At 58.6% G+C, this 16,226-nt stretch carries 21 protein-coding genes, 2 tRNA genes and 1 pseudogene; 10 read left to right on the plus strand and 14 right to left on the minus strand.

Features of this window, described 5'->3' with window-relative positions; genetic code table 11:
- The first annotated feature begins 14 nt into the window (after nucleotides 1–14).
- Genes MEFOE_RS00680 through MEFOE_RS00700 form a run of 5 tightly spaced genes read left to right on the plus strand, consistent with a single transcriptional unit; the run spans nucleotide 15 to nucleotide 3,071 of the window.
- Nucleotides 15–1,052 carry a hypothetical protein gene (locus MEFOE_RS00680; RefSeq protein ID WP_067046862.1) on the plus strand — a complete coding sequence of 346 codons (1,038 nt, stop codon included), beginning with the start codon at nucleotides 15–17 and terminating at the stop codon, nucleotides 1,050–1,052.
- On the plus strand, nucleotides 1,046–1,546 hold the full coding sequence (locus MEFOE_RS00685; RefSeq protein WP_067046864.1) for a DUF7288 family protein: 501 nt from the start codon (nucleotides 1,046–1,048) through the stop codon (nucleotides 1,544–1,546). The genes MEFOE_RS00680 and MEFOE_RS00685 overlap by 7 nt, the downstream gene beginning before the upstream one ends.
- Entirely contained in the window at nucleotides 1,534–1,902 is a 369-nt protein-coding gene (locus MEFOE_RS00690) for a hypothetical protein (protein WP_067046867.1), read from the plus strand. Before MEFOE_RS00685 ends, MEFOE_RS00690 begins: the two co-directional genes overlap by 13 nt.
- On the plus strand, nucleotides 1,883–2,323 hold the full coding sequence (locus MEFOE_RS00695; RefSeq protein ID WP_067046870.1) for a hypothetical protein: 441 nt from the start codon (nucleotides 1,883–1,885) through the stop codon (nucleotides 2,321–2,323). The genes MEFOE_RS00690 and MEFOE_RS00695 overlap by 20 nt, the downstream gene beginning before the upstream one ends.
- 1 nt (nucleotide 2,324) lies before the next feature.
- Entirely contained in the window at nucleotides 2,325–3,071 is a 747-nt protein-coding gene (locus MEFOE_RS00700; protein ID WP_067046873.1) for a DUF7289 family protein, read from the plus strand.
- Nucleotides 3,072–3,092: 21 nt separating this feature from the next.
- On the opposite strand, the gene eif1A is transcribed toward MEFOE_RS00700, so the two are convergent.
- Nucleotides 3,093–3,404 (minus strand): translation initiation factor eIF-1A, encoded by a 312-nt coding sequence (gene eif1A / locus MEFOE_RS00705; protein WP_067052807.1) that lies wholly within the window; start codon nucleotides 3,402–3,404, stop codon nucleotides 3,093–3,095.
- Between the two features lie 124 nt (nucleotides 3,405–3,528).
- The gene (locus MEFOE_RS00710; protein WP_067046876.1) at nucleotides 3,529–4,620 is read right to left on the minus strand and encodes a DMT family transporter; all 1,092 of its coding nucleotides are present in this window, start codon (nucleotides 4,618–4,620) and stop codon (nucleotides 3,529–3,531) included.
- A 227-nt stretch (nucleotides 4,621–4,847) separates the two neighbouring features.
- Here MEFOE_RS00710 and MEFOE_RS00715 point away from each other — a divergent pair, with 227 nt between their 5' ends.
- From MEFOE_RS00715 to MEFOE_RS00730, 4 genes are all read left to right on the plus strand, one after another.
- Entirely contained in the window at nucleotides 4,848–5,546 is a 699-nt protein-coding gene (locus tag MEFOE_RS00715; RefSeq protein WP_083523262.1) for a head GIN domain-containing protein, read from the plus strand.
- A 392-nt stretch (nucleotides 5,547–5,938) separates the two neighbouring features.
- On the plus strand, nucleotides 5,939–6,340 hold the full coding sequence (locus MEFOE_RS00720; protein WP_153015816.1) for a hypothetical protein: 402 nt from the start codon (nucleotides 5,939–5,941) through the stop codon (nucleotides 6,338–6,340).
- A gap of 668 nt (nucleotides 6,341–7,008) precedes the next feature.
- Entirely contained in the window at nucleotides 7,009–7,539 is a 531-nt protein-coding gene (locus MEFOE_RS00725) for a solute carrier family 23 protein (RefSeq protein WP_083523263.1), read from the plus strand.
- A 612-nt stretch (nucleotides 7,540–8,151) separates the two neighbouring features.
- Nucleotides 8,152–8,955: a 4Fe-4S binding protein gene (locus MEFOE_RS00730; RefSeq protein WP_067046885.1), complete on the plus strand. Its 804-nt coding sequence runs from the start codon at nucleotides 8,152–8,154 to the stop codon at nucleotides 8,953–8,955.
- Nucleotides 8,956–8,984: 29 nt separating this feature from the next.
- On the opposite strand, the gene MEFOE_RS00735 is transcribed toward MEFOE_RS00730, so the two are convergent.
- The 12 genes and pseudogenes from MEFOE_RS00735 to MEFOE_RS00785 all read right to left on the minus strand — a co-directional run bounded on the left by MEFOE_RS00735 (nucleotide 8,985) and on the right by MEFOE_RS00785 (nucleotide 14,572).
- A tRNA-Leu gene (locus MEFOE_RS00735) sits at nucleotides 8,985–9,067 on the minus strand.
- 114 nt (nucleotides 9,068–9,181) lie between these two features.
- Complete coding sequence (locus MEFOE_RS13190) at nucleotides 9,182–10,288, minus strand: FmdE family protein (RefSeq protein WP_235809524.1); 1,107 nt, start codon at nucleotides 10,286–10,288, stop codon at nucleotides 9,182–9,184.
- A gap of 321 nt (nucleotides 10,289–10,609) precedes the next feature.
- Nucleotides 10,610–10,912: pseudogene (locus tag MEFOE_RS14725) on the minus strand (hypothetical protein); the annotation flags it as partial.
- Between the two features lie 36 nt (nucleotides 10,913–10,948).
- Entirely contained in the window at nucleotides 10,949–11,419 is a 471-nt protein-coding gene (locus MEFOE_RS00750; RefSeq protein WP_067046894.1) for a GyrI-like domain-containing protein, read from the minus strand.
- A gap of 145 nt (nucleotides 11,420–11,564) precedes the next feature.
- Nucleotides 11,565–11,885, minus strand: a complete 321-nt coding sequence (locus tag MEFOE_RS00755; RefSeq protein WP_235809525.1) for a hypothetical protein — start codon at nucleotides 11,883–11,885, stop codon at nucleotides 11,565–11,567.
- A complete protein-coding gene (locus MEFOE_RS14660; protein ID WP_328585456.1) occupies nucleotides 11,834–11,983 on the minus strand; it encodes a C-GCAxxG-C-C family (seleno)protein in 150 nt (49 codons plus the stop codon). The genes MEFOE_RS00755 and MEFOE_RS14660 overlap by 52 nt, the downstream gene beginning before the upstream one ends.
- Nucleotides 11,984–12,013: 30 nt before the next feature.
- Nucleotides 12,014–12,292, minus strand: coding sequence for an aldolase (locus tag MEFOE_RS00760; protein WP_067052809.1), 279 nt, complete (start codon nucleotides 12,290–12,292; stop codon nucleotides 12,014–12,016).
- 5 nt (nucleotides 12,293–12,297) lie between these two features.
- Nucleotides 12,298–12,639: a cupin domain-containing protein gene (locus MEFOE_RS00765; protein ID WP_067046897.1), complete on the minus strand. Its 342-nt coding sequence runs from the start codon at nucleotides 12,637–12,639 to the stop codon at nucleotides 12,298–12,300.
- 60 nt (nucleotides 12,640–12,699) lie between these two features.
- Complete coding sequence (locus MEFOE_RS00770; RefSeq protein WP_067052811.1) at nucleotides 12,700–13,155, minus strand: GNAT family N-acetyltransferase; 456 nt, start codon at nucleotides 13,153–13,155, stop codon at nucleotides 12,700–12,702.
- 53 nt (nucleotides 13,156–13,208) lie between these two features.
- On the minus strand, nucleotides 13,209–13,430 hold the full coding sequence (locus MEFOE_RS00775) for a hypothetical protein (protein ID WP_067046899.1): 222 nt from the start codon (nucleotides 13,428–13,430) through the stop codon (nucleotides 13,209–13,211).
- Between the two features lie 58 nt (nucleotides 13,431–13,488).
- Entirely contained in the window at nucleotides 13,489–14,313 is an 825-nt protein-coding gene (locus tag MEFOE_RS00780) for a MerR family transcriptional regulator (protein WP_067046904.1), read from the minus strand.
- 184 nt (nucleotides 14,314–14,497) lie between these two features.
- A tRNA-Pro gene (locus MEFOE_RS00785) sits at nucleotides 14,498–14,572 on the minus strand.
- Between the two features lie 344 nt (nucleotides 14,573–14,916).
- Between MEFOE_RS00785 and MEFOE_RS00790 the strand changes: the two genes are divergently transcribed.
- Complete coding sequence (locus tag MEFOE_RS00790; RefSeq protein WP_067046907.1) at nucleotides 14,917–16,203, plus strand: Fic family protein; 1,287 nt, start codon at nucleotides 14,917–14,919, stop codon at nucleotides 16,201–16,203.
- The last annotated feature ends 23 nt before the right edge of the window (nucleotides 16,204–16,226 follow it).

Genomic DNA, 16,226 nt, shown 5'->3' on the forward strand with positions numbered 1-16,226 from the left:
ACAATGACTCCGCCATGCTCTCCATCGACTTCCTGGCCGGCTTCACCATCTTCCTCCTCGCCCTGATCGTCGCGGCGGGGATGGTGCCGGGGATGCTCGCCGGCCTCCAGAGCGCCACCATCGACGACGACGGCGTCGCCTACCGGACCTCGGTGATCCTTGCCGAAGACCCGGGGTGGTGGTTCGACGAGTTCACCATGACCGGGAACAGTCGCTGGGAGGGGGAGACGACGGCGATGGACCGCGTGAAGAGGATGGGCCTTGCCGCATCCAGGGATACGCCGAATGTCCTCTCCATGGGGAAGATAGACGCCTTCTTCAATGAGACGAGTTATCAGAATGACCCCGACTTTTACCGGAAGACGGTCTTTTTCTCGGACTATCCGTACTCCTTCAATATCGGCCTGAATCTGACGGAGGCTGGTTCTATTCCCCGTACACTCGGCGACCCGATCCCCGAGGGCGACCACGGATATATCAGACGGGCGGTGATGGTGAAGGAATCAAAACCTGTGACCATCGATTTCTTGGATGAAGCGGTGAAGAGCAACTACATCATAAATGACGTTGCCACTGAAAAGATCTTCAGAGTTAGTTTGAATTTTTCAGAGTTACTTGCCCGTGACCCGGCCTACCGCATCGACCCCTTCAGCGACCGGATCGAGATACGACTCGACCATATCGACGAGACGTTCAACATAGCAGCCGGGGCGACGAGCGCCACCCTCAAGGATGTCCGCCTCTACCGCGGGAACACGTGGGTTCCTCCCGCCATCCCGGACGGCAAGTCTCAGCTGAAGATTGACGCCATAGAAATCTCTGGACCGGTGGCGAACGAAAAGGTCACAGAGAACATTTCTCTCGTCCTCGAACCGGGATTCTTCAGTGGAAAAGCCTCGGAGACGAGCATGATGGAGGTGCGCTTCACCTTCGCAAATACAGACATACCCCCTGCTTCATGGACGTACATCGACGGAACATACGGGTACAACTACACCAACATCCAGATCCCCAACCTCAAACCTGCCGTGCTGGAGGTGGCGGTATGGTAGACGATTCAGCGCAACTCTACACGATGGAGGGGATCGCGGCGGCCTTCATCGTCCTGGCGACGGCGTACCTCGTCGCCGGCACGACGAGCGTGTACACCCCGGGAGACTCCCACATCACCGACATGCAGCTTGAAGTCCTCGGCAACGATGTGCTGACGGTGATGGACACGCCGGTGAAAGGAACAGCCACGGAAAGCAATCTCACACGATACATCGACATGGGAAACAGAAGCGGATTCAGCACCGAGTTTGGATCGCTCCTGAACGCAAAGAACACAGGAACGGACAATCTCCAGTTTTCCGCCAATGTATCCTACCGGGACGGCAGCGATGTCAAGACGACTTTCTTCACGCGAACACAGGAGATGACCGGCTACGAGCAGGCGGTGCGGGTGGCAAGGCTTGTACATATGCCTGAGAATAATACCCAAACGCAACCAATGGGGACCAGAGAACAGGTCGTGATGGTGGAGGTGCTCATATGGAGAGGTTAGACGACGACGGACAGTGGGTCGTGATGATGGGCTTCATCGTCGCGGTCGGGTTCTTCTTCCTCGCCCTGGTGGTCAACCAGGCGACTCTTGTCGGGCAGACAACGGCCGAGGGCGTGCTCGAATTCCCGAAGAGCGACATCAGGGACCTCAGGAGCGAGGTGATCGATATCGCCGCATCTGACAGCGGACTTACCGATACCCTCAAAGAGGACATCAAAGCCCTCTCCCTTGCACGAAAAAATGCCGTCGTGGAGATAGTAAACACAACGGAAACGATCTCTGAAAAGACCTACACAAAGGTCCAGATCAATTTCAACAACGGGGTGACGGCCTACAATGAAACAGCATATGTGTGACGACGACGACGGCGTGGCGAACCTGGTGGAGTACGTCACCATCACCGGCATCCTGATGGTCCTCCTAATCGTCACGATCTTCGCGACAAACGCCATCTTCATGCAGGGGCCCTCGGACAGGCTCGCCTATCACTCCTTCGTCGATGTCGGGAACGGCATCTCGACCAGGATCGTGGACATCTACGTGATCGCTCCCGACACCGGCACGATCACCACCGACTTCGACATCCCTGACGACGTCGCCGGCTCTGACTATTTCGTGGAGATGGCGGAGAGAGACGGCGACCAGAAAGTCGTGGTCTCCAGGGGCGGCGTCAGGAGCACCATCTCCATCGCCGGCATCGGGGCGACGATGGGCGTGACAGGGAACACGACGGGCAGCGGGATCAACAGGCTCACCTATAACTCAAGCGGGGTGTAAGATGAAAAGATTCGGAATCGAGAACAACGAGGGCGTATCCGAGGCGATCGGATTCATCCTCATCTTCGGACTGGTGCTGACCGGCATCGCCCTGATCACCCTGTACGGCTACCCGATGCTCATGCAGCAACAGAGCAACGCAGACGTGCGGAACATGGAACAGACGATGGTGGTGTTGCAGAACGACATGAAAGCCCTCTGCTTCAAGAACGTCCCGTACAAGGAGACCGCCCTGCAGGTGAGCGGCGGGTCGCTTGCGATGGTGAATGCCAGCGGCACCGGGCCGAGGCTGAACATCACGGCAGACGGTATGTCACCTGTGGAGTTCTCCCCCGGCATGCTCGTCTACACCTCAGACGGGCAGGACGCCACCATCGCCCTGGAGAACGGTGCGGTGATCAGGGCGCAGGCAGGCGGATCGGCGATGATCGCGGAGCCGAGGTGGTTCTTCGATACATCTAGCGGTACGATGGTGATCAACCTTATCGCCCTCAACGGATCGCCGATGTCCGCAACAGGCATGGGGAGTGTCAGGCTGAAACTCAATTCGTCCAGCACCCTCGGGGATGGTAGCCCGAGCGATGGAAAGGTAACAGTCAATATCACAGATCCTATCTTCTCGAAGGCCTGGGAAAACTACCTCACCGGACAGGAACTGGAAATGACCGGTAGCGGCGGCACGTACACAAAGAGCGGTGTAGACCGCCTGATCATCAAAAAATACGAGATCCAGGTGCTCTCAATCTGAGCACCAGAAAAGTATCTTTTTTTAGAGATATCCGTGACCGCGGAGCCAGTCGACCTGCGGCCGGGTGTAGCGGTAGATGATATCGCACTTGTCCGCCTGGAAATCCCAGGGGGTGACGATCAGGATATCGCCCTCGCGGATCCAGACCCTCTTCTTGATCTTGCCCTTGATCCGGCCGACACGCGTCGTGCCGTCATAGCACCTGACTCTGATATGATTTGCGCCGAGCATCAGCTCAGCGTTTGCAAACATCTCTTTGTTTCTCTTGTTCGGGAGACGGACCCGTATGATCTCCCCATCCGGTCCACTATCTTTATCTTTGAAATAACTCAGGGAATCAACTCCATACTTTTCCTGTGTGTTCTGCAACCTTTTCTGCTGAGAGGATATAAGAGTATCTTTCAGGATCTACAAACCGGTTTTTCCGCCCATGAAAGCGGAAAAGCCGGAAAAGCCATTATTCTTCACCTCCATGGCGGTGGCGGTGGTGGATGTCGGGGACATGAGGGTGGTCGTGCCTGACCTCGACATGCGCGTGGAGATGGGAGTGGTACCCGGCCCGGTCCAGGGGGGGCGTTCCCGGCGGGTGCTCGTGGTCGTGGTGGAGGTCGTCGTGCCTGTGACGGTGCTCGTGGACAAGGGCCTCGTGATGGTGGAGATGGGAGTGACGCTCGGTAACGAGGAGATACGCTCCCATCGCCATCACCGGCAGGGCGAGGTAGAACGCCGCGTCCGGCGGGGCGGCGAAGATGACGACCGCCGCTGCAACCCCGAAAAACGGTGCGACCGCAAGGATCGATCCCGTCCGTGCCGTCCCGACACTCCTGAGAGAGAGGAGGAAGAGGACGCTGACAAGACCACCATAGCTGAGGAAACCGACCAGCATGGCGAGGAAGCAGGTGCCCGGTGACGGCAGAGTTTCACCGAGGAGATGGGCGAGGGTCAGGGAGAGAAGACCTGCCCCGAGGCCCTTCACCGCCACGGTCGGGATGGGGTCCTTTGCCGATACATTCCTGCTGAAGTTGTTGTCCATCCCCCAGAAGGTACAGGCAAGGAGGATGCCAAAGGCTGCAAGAGAGAAACCCGCGACGTCCCCGGACTCCCAGGACAGGATGAGGCAGGAGGCAGTGATCAGTCCGAGCGCCGCCCAGGTCCGCTTCCCGACAGCTTCGCCAAAGATGATCGCCGCAATGACCGCGGTCGCCACCGCCTCGAAGTTGAGGAGGAGGGAGGCGGTCGCCGCCGGTGTCGACTGCAGGCTGAGCATCAGGGTGACAGGGGCGAGAAACCCGCCGCAGAGGACGATCCCGATAATCCAGGGGAGATCACTCAACTTGAGAGCCGCTTCCGACCCGTTCCTGTCACGGCCCAGGACCCTGCAGGCAAGGAGATAGGCGGCGACTCCGCTCCCGCTGCCGACATAGAAGAGGCCGGCCAGAGTGACAGGCCCGATGTCACCGAGGAGGACCTTTGCGACAGGGGCGCCGCAGCCGAAGAGCAGGGCGGCAAGGAGGGCATAGAGATAGGGCAGACGTGATGGGGCGACCATAGGGAATAGTATCATCATACATTGTCCGGGAGAGACATATAGATGGCGGGCGATACGGCCACAAAGTGCCAAAAAAGGCCGGATATTCTTCTTCAGGGAGACTCCAACCCTGGCAGGGCGCACCGGCGCCGGGCAGAGTGGGCAACATTATTCACAGGATAACGATCATGGGGAGAGACCGGGAGAGTTACGCGGGGGCGTGACACGTGGACAGGTATGGTGCAGTAATGCTTATCCTCTCGGCAGTATTGATCGCAGGGTGTACACAGTTCTCACCCTGCATCGAAGGGTCGGGAAATGTCGTTTCCGAGACGAGAACGGTCGAACCATTCCATAGCGTGGACCTCGCCACAGTCGGGACAGTCTACCTGACTCAGGATGCGACGGCCTCTCTACAGATCGAGGCCGAGGAGAATATCCTCCCCCTCCTGCGGACGCGAGTCACGGACGGCGTGTTAACAATAGACCACAATGGCCAGTGTTTCAGGACGACACAGCCGATCATCATCAGGCTCACGACAGACGAGGTCAGGCGGGTCTCGGTGAGCGGATCGGGATCTGTCGTCGGAGAAAACGAAATCCTGTCAGAGAACCTGGAAACCGGGGTCAGCGGGTCAGGGGGCATCGACCTCCGGGTGAATGTGACCGACCTTGCATCGGCCATTGTCGGTTCGGGGAGCACAACCCTGCAGGGAACGGCGACAGATCATACGGCGGTCGTCAGCGGGTCGGGGAAAGTCGCGGCATTCGACCTTGAGACCAGAGGATCGACAGTGACGATAGAGGGATCAGGGACAGCCGAAGTCTTTGCAACCGAAGTGCTGGACGTGACCGTCTCGGGCAGCGGGACAGTCACCTACCGGGGCAGCCCGGCACATATCACACAGGAGGTCACGGGGTCAGGAGGTCTGGTTCATGCTGGATAGAGAGTTTGAGTGCAGGGAAGGCGGCAATCCCTCACTTCAGGGCGGATCTCTCCTTCCGCTGCAGAGAAGGACACACCCTGTCTGTCAGGAGGTCGCATGAACATACGAGAATTCATGCATTCAGGATGTCCCCGCCAGGAACGATAAAAAGAATAATATATTGGTATCATCTATTCAGCGCGTGAACTATTGGACAGTTCGATCTCACCGTTAAAAATCACGGAGGAGCAGATACAATGACCAGAAGGGGGGTAAATTGTCATTTTTCCTATTGGAGCGTAATCCCGGCAACCGTTTCCGTCGAAGATCCGAACACAAAAAAAAGATTGGTACGGAGATGGAACCATTCGATCCTTACGGCAACGCACAGGTATCCGTTCCTGGCACCTTTCATGAAGAACATGCCCTATATGTGCCATGGGGTGACACTCGCCCTGACCGGCCCGAGAAGAGCCGGAACAGTCCCATACCAGGACGAGAACCTGAACCTCCAGCCCGGCGAGTGGGTTGAGGTCAGGCCACTTGAAGAGATATCGGCCACACTCGACGAGAATGGGAGGCACAAAGGACTTTTTTTCATGCGCGGCATGGATACATTCTGTGGAAAGAAGTTCAGGGTATTCAAAAGGGTCGAGAGGATCATGCTGGAGACGACAGGCGAGATGAGGAGGATCATGACACCGACCGTCTTCCTTGAAGGGGCCCTCTGTGACGGCACGGCATATGGTGGGTGCGACCGCTCCTGCTTCTGCTACTGGAGGGAGGCCTGGCTGAAAAGAGTGCCGCCCCCATAACACCCTTTTGTTACATTCCATCATTTGAGAGACGATGCCGCCCTGCGTCTTCAGCCCGGATACGCCGGCACGGCGGTGAATCCGGCCAATTTTCAGAGAGAGGATGGATAGGCATATTCATCGAGGCCATCCCAAAACTCTCGTTCATTCTCCCTATCTCTGCATGCAGGGATCGGGAGAAAAGATCATGATTGGGTCGATATCTTCCCGAATTCCATGAAGAATCGTGCGAAACCACCGTCTTCCCCTACCTCTCTGCCGGGGGACTGACGCCCCCGGACCCCCGAAAATAGGATAGGACGGGGGAAGGATAATCCCTGTATATCGAAGAAGACTGCCATCCCCCCCTATCGCAATGATGGGGGTCGGGGGGAGGGAGCGATAGCGACCGTGAGAAAACCGTAGGTTTTCGAGTGGCGAACGCAGGGAGCCAAGAAGACCCATCGGGTCTTCGCTGAAACCCCCCGGACAAGACACCAGAACAGGATTTTTCAGAACCACATACCGATCATTCCATCGACAGGACAGAGGGTATGATCAGTTTTGGGATGACCTCATCGTTAATCAGAAAAATTTTTGACGGACGTTAGGAGCACCGCGTCCGACGGGTCGTGCCGGTGCATACTCGTTCTTCATTCACACATTTCCATTCATTAAGAGGTCTATCTATGGACATCGAACGAGTGACTACTGATATTAAACGAATGTTCCAGGGCGTTCAGATCCTTTTCGTCGCTTTCGGTGCGCTTGTCATCGTCCCCCTTCTCACAGGGCTGGACCCGAATGTCGCACTGTTTACGGGAGGGATCGGAACCCTGCTCTTCCAGGTGGTAACGAGAATGAAGGTGCCGATCTTTCTCGCATCGTCCTTCGCGTTCACCCCTGCGATCAGTTATGGCGGGGCGACATGGGGCATCCCGAGCACCTTCTGTGGCCTTGCTGTGGCAGGTCTTTTTTATGTGGTGTTGAGCGCTGTCATCAGGGTGTTCGGCATAGAGGTGACCACCAGGATCTTCCCGCCGGTCGTGGTCGGCCCGGTGATCTGCATCATCGGTCTGTCTCTGGCGCCGGTGGCGGTCAGCATGGTGCTCGGCATGGACGGGGGCGTCCAGGTGGTGCCTGTCGAGACAGCCCTCATCCTTGCAGGGGCATCTCTCCTGACGACGCTCGTGGTCTTTACCTTCGGGAAGGGCTGGTGAGGGTACCCGCGGACGGGACATTGATCGGAGACCGTTTCCACCCATCGTCCAGCGCGTCTGTCACCACCTCCTTCAGGACGGCGACCCCCCATACACCGCCGTTCAGGGGATCCAGAAAATCACCCAGGTGGGCCACGATCTCATGCTTCCGTTTGCGCTACAGTACACTCCCGGTGAAGAGTATATTAGTATATTTTTCGGCTTTGGAAAAATCCTCCTCCGTCGGTTGATAGTGCGTGCCGATCCTCTGCCTTCCCCTTCCCATTCGCCGGGGGAATTTTGCCCCCGGACCCCCGCGCGAGGATTGGTCCCGGAAAGAAAAGGTCGGAGTCCTGGAGGAGGAGGCCATCCCTGCCCCTATCGTAATGGCAGGGGGTATGGGGGGCGGCAGCCCCCCTGGACCAGGCACTTCTGAACAGGATTTTTTTCCCCTATCACTTCAGGAAGTACTTTCACGCAAGGGTTTCTACAGAGTATATTTTTTGTCTTTTTCTGTCCCGGCAAGCCTGATTCCGATACGGTTCCCGGATCCTCAGGGACTGCCAGGTCGGAGGGGAGCGAAGAGAACAGAGGGCATTCATATCAGCTGCCGACCAAGAGATCCAGAGGCCTATGAGCGAGGGACTAAAACAGGCAGTACGGGAGAGGTGCACGACGATGGAGATCCCCCTTGTGGGGGTGGCAGATGTCGGGCGGTGGGAGAACCCACCTTTTCAGCCCTGGATGTCAGAGGCCTTTTACCCGCAATCGATCTTTCCGGAGGCCAGGTCGGTGATCGTGATCGGCCTGCCCGTCCCCCTGCCTGTCATCGAGACCGCACCGTCGATCTGGTACAGGGAACTCTACCGGACAATGAACACCCTCCTCGACCAGTACACCTACCGGATCGCCACATACCTCACCGAACAGGGGTATCCGTCCGTCTTTATGCCGCGAGACGGTTACACGGGCATCGACGTGCTCCTCGAAAAGCCGGTCGCCTTCTTCTCCCACCGCCACGCCGCCTTCCTCGCGGGGCTCGGGACCTTCGGAGTGAACAACATGCTCCTGACCCAGGACTACGGGCCGCGGGTGCGCTTTGGATCTGTCCTCACCGCCGCCGAACTCCCGCCCGATCCTCTCATGGAGGAGGATCTCTGCACCCGCTGCATGGCCTGCGTGCGGATGTGCCCTGCCTCGGCCCTCCGCGAGGAGGGATACCCCGCCGGCCTCACCGACAAAAGGGCCTGTGCTGAAAACAGCGCCATACTTGAAAAACGCGGTCTCGCTCCCTGCGGCATCTGCGTCGGCGTCTGCCCGATAGGGAAGGACCGCACCCTCTATGGCAGGAAGAATATCGGCATCTACCGCGACCCTGCCCTGCGGCCTGACCTCTGTCGGGCATGGGCGCATGTGCGGTCGTACGGGACGAAGTGACAGACGCGAATGCCTCCGATAAAAACAGATGCGAGAGGCCGGAATCGAACCGACGAACCCCTGCGGGAAGTGATCTTGAGTCACTCGCCGTTGGCCACTTGGCTACTCTCGCACGGTGCAGATGATTTTTCGCTCGGCATCCTTGAATATCTATCGCCGGTTGGGTACGGGAAGATGGAAAGGAGAGAAAGAAAAATGAAGGGACAAGATACTCTTCAGAGAACTGTTAAGCCTCCACACCGAGGACCTTCAGGGGGTTGACACCGGCACACGCAAGCGCGGCAAAGTCGTTCGGGTCCTCGCACCTGAACTCCCGGATTGTCGTCACCATCTCTTCAGGCCGGTCCCGATAGGTGATCAATTCCAGGTCCATCACGAGCTTTGCCAGTGCCGGGTCCCCCTTCCAGTCGGCGGTGCCGGTCAGTTCATTACTCCGGCTCCAGTTATAGCCCACCACAAGGCCGTCACCGGTGTTGGTCGTCGTGTCCCAGCGGACATAGATCCCGGCAACATCGGTTCCGCCTGTGCTCTTCTTCAACGCTTCCTTCTCGGCTGCGCTCAGGTCCTTGACGAAGAGACTCTTCTTGCCCGGGGTGGCGTCCCAGATCACCGGAAAAAGGTCGTCCTTGCACCAGACAGGACAGGCAATGACTTTGTAACTCTGGGAAGGGCTTTCGATAGGCAGGCGTTCTTCCACGTACCGGGAGATCAGGTATCCGCTGCTCACGCCGGGACAGAGGTGATTGTGGAATGAGGCCGCCCTCAGGAAGTCGTAAGGGGTGCCGGGTTCGGCCCACATATTGGCGATCGTGATGAGACTGAACTCATTGCCGCCAAAGACCTTCTTACCCAGCATTCCTGTCCATGCGCTCTGGTTCGCAAGGAGGTATTCGGCATCTATCCGTTCCTTCGCGATGATGCCGAAGACTCTGTCGGGGGGAAGCGCCTTGATCTCTTCAGGGGATTTTTCCACTGCTTCGGGCTTCACCTGAAGGAAGACTGCTTCACCAGTGTCCTTCCTGTAGAAGAAGAACCACAGGGGGGAGAACTTGCTCCTCTGCGGCATCAGGAGGTTGCCGTCGCCGATACTACAGCCGCTGACAGTGGTCACGCCCTTCAAGCACCGTTCGGTGGTCTGGTTTCCGAACATGACGGCACCGGCATCGGTCATGGCCAGCATGTTTTCATTGCCCTGCGCGGAGGTAAGGTGGTCCATCGCTACCGCTGCGGCCCGGGAACCGATCGCGTCCATCGTCGCATCCCCGGCAAACACTGTACCAGGAACAAGTCCGACAATGAGAGTAATTAAGAGAATATATCTGACATTTGACACAGAAATCACCTGATCGGGACCGATCACGGCCTGAAAAGACAGACCGGGATGATCGGAGCAATGATACGAATTTTTACAAAAAGGGATTATAAGTATTACGAGATAAACATAACGTATTATTTCCAGAGAGGGGGAACGAGCCGTCCTGTCCTTGCCATGTATGCCCTGTACTCCTCCCCGAAGTGGTCGAGCATCATCGCCTCCTCCCGCGGCATCCGGCGGAGGGCGAGGGGGAACGACGGCGACGAGCATCGTCCACCCGGCCATGACATTCCAGAGGAGGAGAGGAAGGGCGAGCGCCCAGAGGAGGTGCGCCAGGTACATCGGGTGGCGGATACGCCTGTAGACCCCGCCGGTGACGAGCCTCTGCCCACCGGCGACGGCCACGACCGGCGACACGTTCTCCCCAGGTCGGCGTGAGAACGCCAGAAGAGGAGGAGGGCGGCGGCAAAGATGGTGATGCCGGCGGTTTCGGGGAGGCGGTAGTCGGCAAATGAGAGGAGAGGTGTGAAGGCGTACAGAAGGGGGAAGACAAGGAGGCCGAGGCCTCCAAGATAGCACGCCGTCCAGACCGACCTCCCGGTCATCCTGCACACACCCCGACCATCGTCGCACCGGCATCATGCAGGGCCGGGGTATAACCCTTCCGCACCCGAGTCTTCAGGCCACCGGCACAAAGATCTCAGTGAGGATCTCCGCTTCGGGAACCTCACGCGGGTCGTTCAGGTAGACCTCCCGAATAGGGCCGGTGATCTCCAGCCCATTTTCGGCAAGCCATGCAAAGAGTCTCTCATAGGTCGGCCCGCACTCCTGGTACGGTCCCCTGTGGACGACACGCGCCATCCTGCCTCCCGGAAGCTCGTAGCAGGCGATGCCGCCAGCGGGGGCAAGTCGTTCCGTAACAGGCACGGTGATCTCGATATCGGCGGCACCTTCGAGATCGGCCTTCACCGCCTCCTCTTCGCTCGTCTCATGCATGACAAAGATCGGGCAACCCGGGGATGCGGCGCCCCGCGAGAGGACATATTCGTACACAGTCCTGATCATGTCGGGAATCTCTTCGTACTTCCCGCGTTTCCGTATGCCGACAACATGCAGTGGTTCGACATTGACAAGAGTGATCTCTTCCATGGTCTTCGCGCGGAAAAAGGAGGAGGAGAGAGATAAACATGTGCCGCAGGGGACGAAGGTGCGGCCCTTAGACGGCGGGGAATCCGCTAAAAGGATCTCTAAATTCTTCAGGTACCATCCCCGACGGGCACCTGCACCCGCAAACTCATAATTCCTTCAGAATCTCTTCCAGGATCTCCCCCGCATCCCGAACATAGAGGGTGCACCGCACGGAAAAGACTCCGGCCTCCCTGGCCGCGTCAAGGCTCCGGGGACCCGAGAGGTCGTACCCCAGAAGCGGTACAGTCCACCGAACCGTGACGGTCGGCAGAACGGCGGAAAAACTCCCGCGCCAGCGCGTAGCATCGCTCCTTCCCCTCCCTGTCCCCGGCACGGCGGTGCCGATGGCCAGGCCGAGGACGAGGACGGCGCCACTCACCGCCTCGCAGGCCCTGTCCGTGTGGGCGAACCGCCGCCGAACCCGCACACCAGTTTCCTGACCACGGCCTCGTCCAGGCCGAACTCATCGGCAAACGCCCCGGCGACCGCCTGGGCACAGTTCAGGCCGCCGGAAAATGCCTGTATGGCCCGATCGGATCGATCTAGACATGATTCTTATTTCCGCCCGGCGGATGCCTGCCTGTATTCTGCCATCAAGGCATCGGCGTAGGCGTCGGTCTTCTTTGTGGGGACATAGTTGAAGGCCTTCACCCTCGTCAGGAGTTCTTCCCTGACCTGGCCCTCGTCTGCGAGGTGAAGGTCGAGGACATCGCAGAGGATCCGGTCGAGTTGATCGATCCCGGTCGCCTTGCCGTCGACCAGGACCGTCCTGATCTCCGGGCCCTCGGGCACGACGCCGCCGCAGATGGTGCAGTATCTCCCTTCGTCCGGCATCTCTCTCACTCCCGGATCATGGTCAGCATCATCTTGAACCGCGTCACCGCGGAGAGGGCATGGGGGGCGTTCGCCGGGAAGATGATCGTATCTCCCTCCTTCATCAGGTGGGTCTCGCCCGCGAGCCAGACCTCGCACTCTCCGTCGAGGATCGTCACCACCGCGTCATACGGCGCTGTGTGCTCGGAAAGGCCCTCGTCCTCGTCGAAGGAGAAGAGGGTGATGCTCCCTGCCGGCCTGTTGACGAGCATCCGACTTGCCACTGTCCCGTCCTGGTACTCGACGAGGTCCTTGAGGCGGAGAGCCTTTCCTTTCAGTTCAGCACGTTTTTCGTCGCCCACAGTCATATCAGGCACTTTCACGCATGCAGATAAAATACTGCCGTCACCGGCCAGATGACAGGGCCGTCAAAACTCTCTCTCGAAGATCAGGTAGTTCGACTCATCCATCCCGAGGTGCCGGTAGGTCTCCTGAGCCCGCAGGTTTTCCGCATCGACGTACAGGCGGAGGCCGACCACGCCGGATAGTTCCCGCGCCTCCCTCTCGATCTCCCGGAAGATCCCGGTGAATATCCCCTGCCGCCTGACGTCGGGATGGACATAGACGCTCTGGACCCACCAGAAAGAGCCGTTCCGCCAGTCGCTCCATTCATACGTGATCATTGCCTGCCCGACGACACGGCCCCCCATCTCGGCAACGAGGTAGAAGCCCTTTGCCGGGTCGGCGAGCAGCGCCTCGACGCCCGCCCCTACTGTCGCCGGGTCGAGGGCCTTCCCTTCGGTCCCCTCTGCCATGGCAATATTGTATGCGGCAATGATGCCGGCATCGGCCATGACCGCCCTGCGGAGGCTGGCGCCAGCCATTTCTCCGTCCACCATGCCCACGCGTGGGGCGTAGCAGGGGAAGGCCCTTTCCGCTACCCTGCCGGCGGCTGTTCGCACTTCGCCGGGTTTGCGAAGATCGCCTTCCCCTCGGGGTCGACCTCATAGTCGCCCGGGTGTTCGACGAGGTCGAGGACATTGATCTCCATGGCGATGAGATCATCATAGGGGAATCCCACAGTCTGGGAGACGCCGCCCCGCCTGTACTCGACGAGAACGCCGTTCGCCATCTTCTTTGCGCCGGTGATCTCTTCCATGGCCCATCTCATGCGGCCGCGGCATATCAATTCTTTGGAGGGAAAGAAAAAGGGGAATTCAGTCGGCCCGCACGACCGGGTACTGCACCTCGGTCCTGAGCTCTTCAGGCGGGACCTCGTGCGGGCTGTTATAGTAGAGTTCACGGTCTGGCCCACGGAGGGCGAGGCTGTGCGCCCCGGCGTACTCCAGGATCCTGCCGTAGGCCAGGTTGAGACTGTAATACGGCCCTGTGGAGAGGACGGAAACGACCTGAACCGGCGGGAGAGTTTTCACTTCCGCCTCTTCACCGACGCTGACCCGGCCGGCGACCGGGACCGCAACCTCGATGTCGGCGTCGGTCTCCCTGTACTCCCCGTCGTGACAGAGCATCATCACCGGCCCGGTGATCCGCACACCGTTCCGCCGGTTTTCCGGGCTGAACACGGCGGCCATCAGTTCCTCGATGAGCCGGTGACAGACGTCCTCATAACTCCCTCTCTCCCGCGTGCTGATCACCCGCATTGCAGGAATCTCCTTGATGACTGGTTCGGACAGCGACATTGCAAACAACTCCTGAAGGGAGGGCCTGGCACGCAGGACCTCCTCGACCTTTGTGAGGTGCGCCATCTCCTGCCGCACCGCGGCAAGGCGCCTCTCCACCACGTCCACGCCGTCGTCGCCATCGAGGACCGCCCGCATCTCTTCGAGAGAGAAGCCGAGTCTGGAAAGGGTCCTGATCCGCACCGCCGTCTCAAGTTGGCCGATAGTGTAGTTGCGGTAACCGGTGATCGGGTCCTTTGCCCCGGGCACCAGGATGCCCTTCCTGTCGTAGAGGCGGAGGGCCTTCTGGGTGAGGTACACGGTCCTTGAGAATGTCCCGATGGGGATCTGGTCGATGGTCATGGTGTTACCTCAGATTGGGCGGCCGTCTGTCATCATATGCCGCAGTCTGCCCCGGGGAAGGATCAGGGCGGCGCCGCCGCTCCCGCGTATCGTCGGCACGGCAGAAGAAGAACGGATCGTTACAGGCCCGGGCACGGCTACCGGCAGAGGACACCAGAGAAGAGGGGGCATCAATGAGAATGGATGGGATCGCTGAGATTTGAACTCAGGTCAGAGCGTCCCGAACGCCCTAGGATGGACCAGGCTACCCTACGATCCCCTATCCTCCCCGCGGTGCAGGACACATCCATACACCTCAAAGAGTGCATCATAGGTGTGTGCTCACAGTATTTGAGGGATTCTGTTCGTGAGTGGGGAGAGGGCCCGGTCTGGCCGGGATCAGGAGGGATTCAGGTCGGGAAGAGAGGCCCCGCACCCCTCTGCCAGGAGTGGGTGCAGGCGTGCGGGAGCGTCAGGGTGCCAGTGAGAAAACCCAATGGGGATCAAAATTCGATGGCCGGGGGGTCGCGCGGGGCATATCACTATCTATCAATTTGTCACATATTGATAGATAATGATATCAAGGATCATGGAAAATGATCATGATAGCAGGAGGAACGGCCCATGAAGATACTGCAGATGCCCACCTATACAGACGAGGACGAGCATAAAGCCTGGGAGATGGCCAGGGATCTGGCCGTGATCGACGCGGTCTTCGCCTGCAACAAAAAATACCTCCACTGGGAGGAGATAAAATACAGGACACTACCAGCAGACCCGAAATATATCTGGATCCTGATGAAGGCTTTCAGAGAGAACGGAGCACGCCATTTCACATTCGGGCCGTGTCATTTCCGCTTTATCCTTGACGACGAGTGCTGGAAAAAACTTCATGTACTGGATAAAACAGCCGGAGGAAACCTTGCAAGTATGCTCGACTCGGCAGGGGGGGAGAAGGAGCGCTACATTGTCAATTCCCTGATGGAAGAGGCGATCGCCTCAAGCCAGATCGAAGGGGCGGCGACGACCAGAGTCGTGGCAAAACAGATGCTTCAGGAGCAGAGAAAACCGAAAAGCCGCGGCGAACTGATGATCCTGAACAACTACCTGACGATGAAGGAGGTCTCCAGGGTCAGGGGCGAGGATCTCTCACCGGCACGGGTCAGGAAACTCCATGCGATGATCACCCGCGGCACGCTCGACGATCCTGCCTATGAGGGACATTTCAGGGAGAACGACGAAATACGAGTCGTCGACTCCAGCGGGACCGTCCTCCATATCCCGCCCCCTCACGAAGAGATCGAAGGCCTCGTCGAAGAACTCTGCGCCTTCGCAAACAACGACGGGGAGGAGTTCATCCACCCGGTGGTCAGGGGGATCATTCTCCACTTCCTGATAGGGTACATCCACCCCTTCAACGACGGGAACGGGCGGTGTGCACGGACCGTCTTTTACGGGTACGTGCTGAAGCAGGACTACTGGCTCTTCGAGTACATGGCAATCTCACGGGCAATCAAGGATAGCAGAGGGCAGTACAAGAGGGCCTACCTGTACACGGAGACGGACGGGAATGACCTGACATATTTCATCAGGTACAACCTCGACGTAATCGAAAAGGCCATCGAAGAGGTCAGGGCCTATATCCGGGAGAAACAGGAGGAGCAGGCCAGTGCACTCAGGGTAATCGAGCATGCCGGGAACATGAACCTCAGGCAGGTGGATATACTGAAGATGATGATGAAGCATCCCGAAAGGCCGGTGACCATCAAGGAGGTGAGGGAGACCTTCCGGGTCGCCTATGGGACGGCGAGGAGCGACCTTTTGCGTCTGGTCGAACAGGGATATGTGGAGAAGAGGATGATGGGAAAGGAGTTTGTATTTCTGTACAGGGGAACAGGCCCCTCTGGATGAGATCCGCGGCCAGGATTCGCACC

The organism is Methanofollis ethanolicus, assembly GCF_001571385.1.
GTDB classification, from domain to species: Archaea; Halobacteriota; Methanomicrobia; order Methanomicrobiales; family Methanofollaceae; genus Methanofollis; species Methanofollis ethanolicus.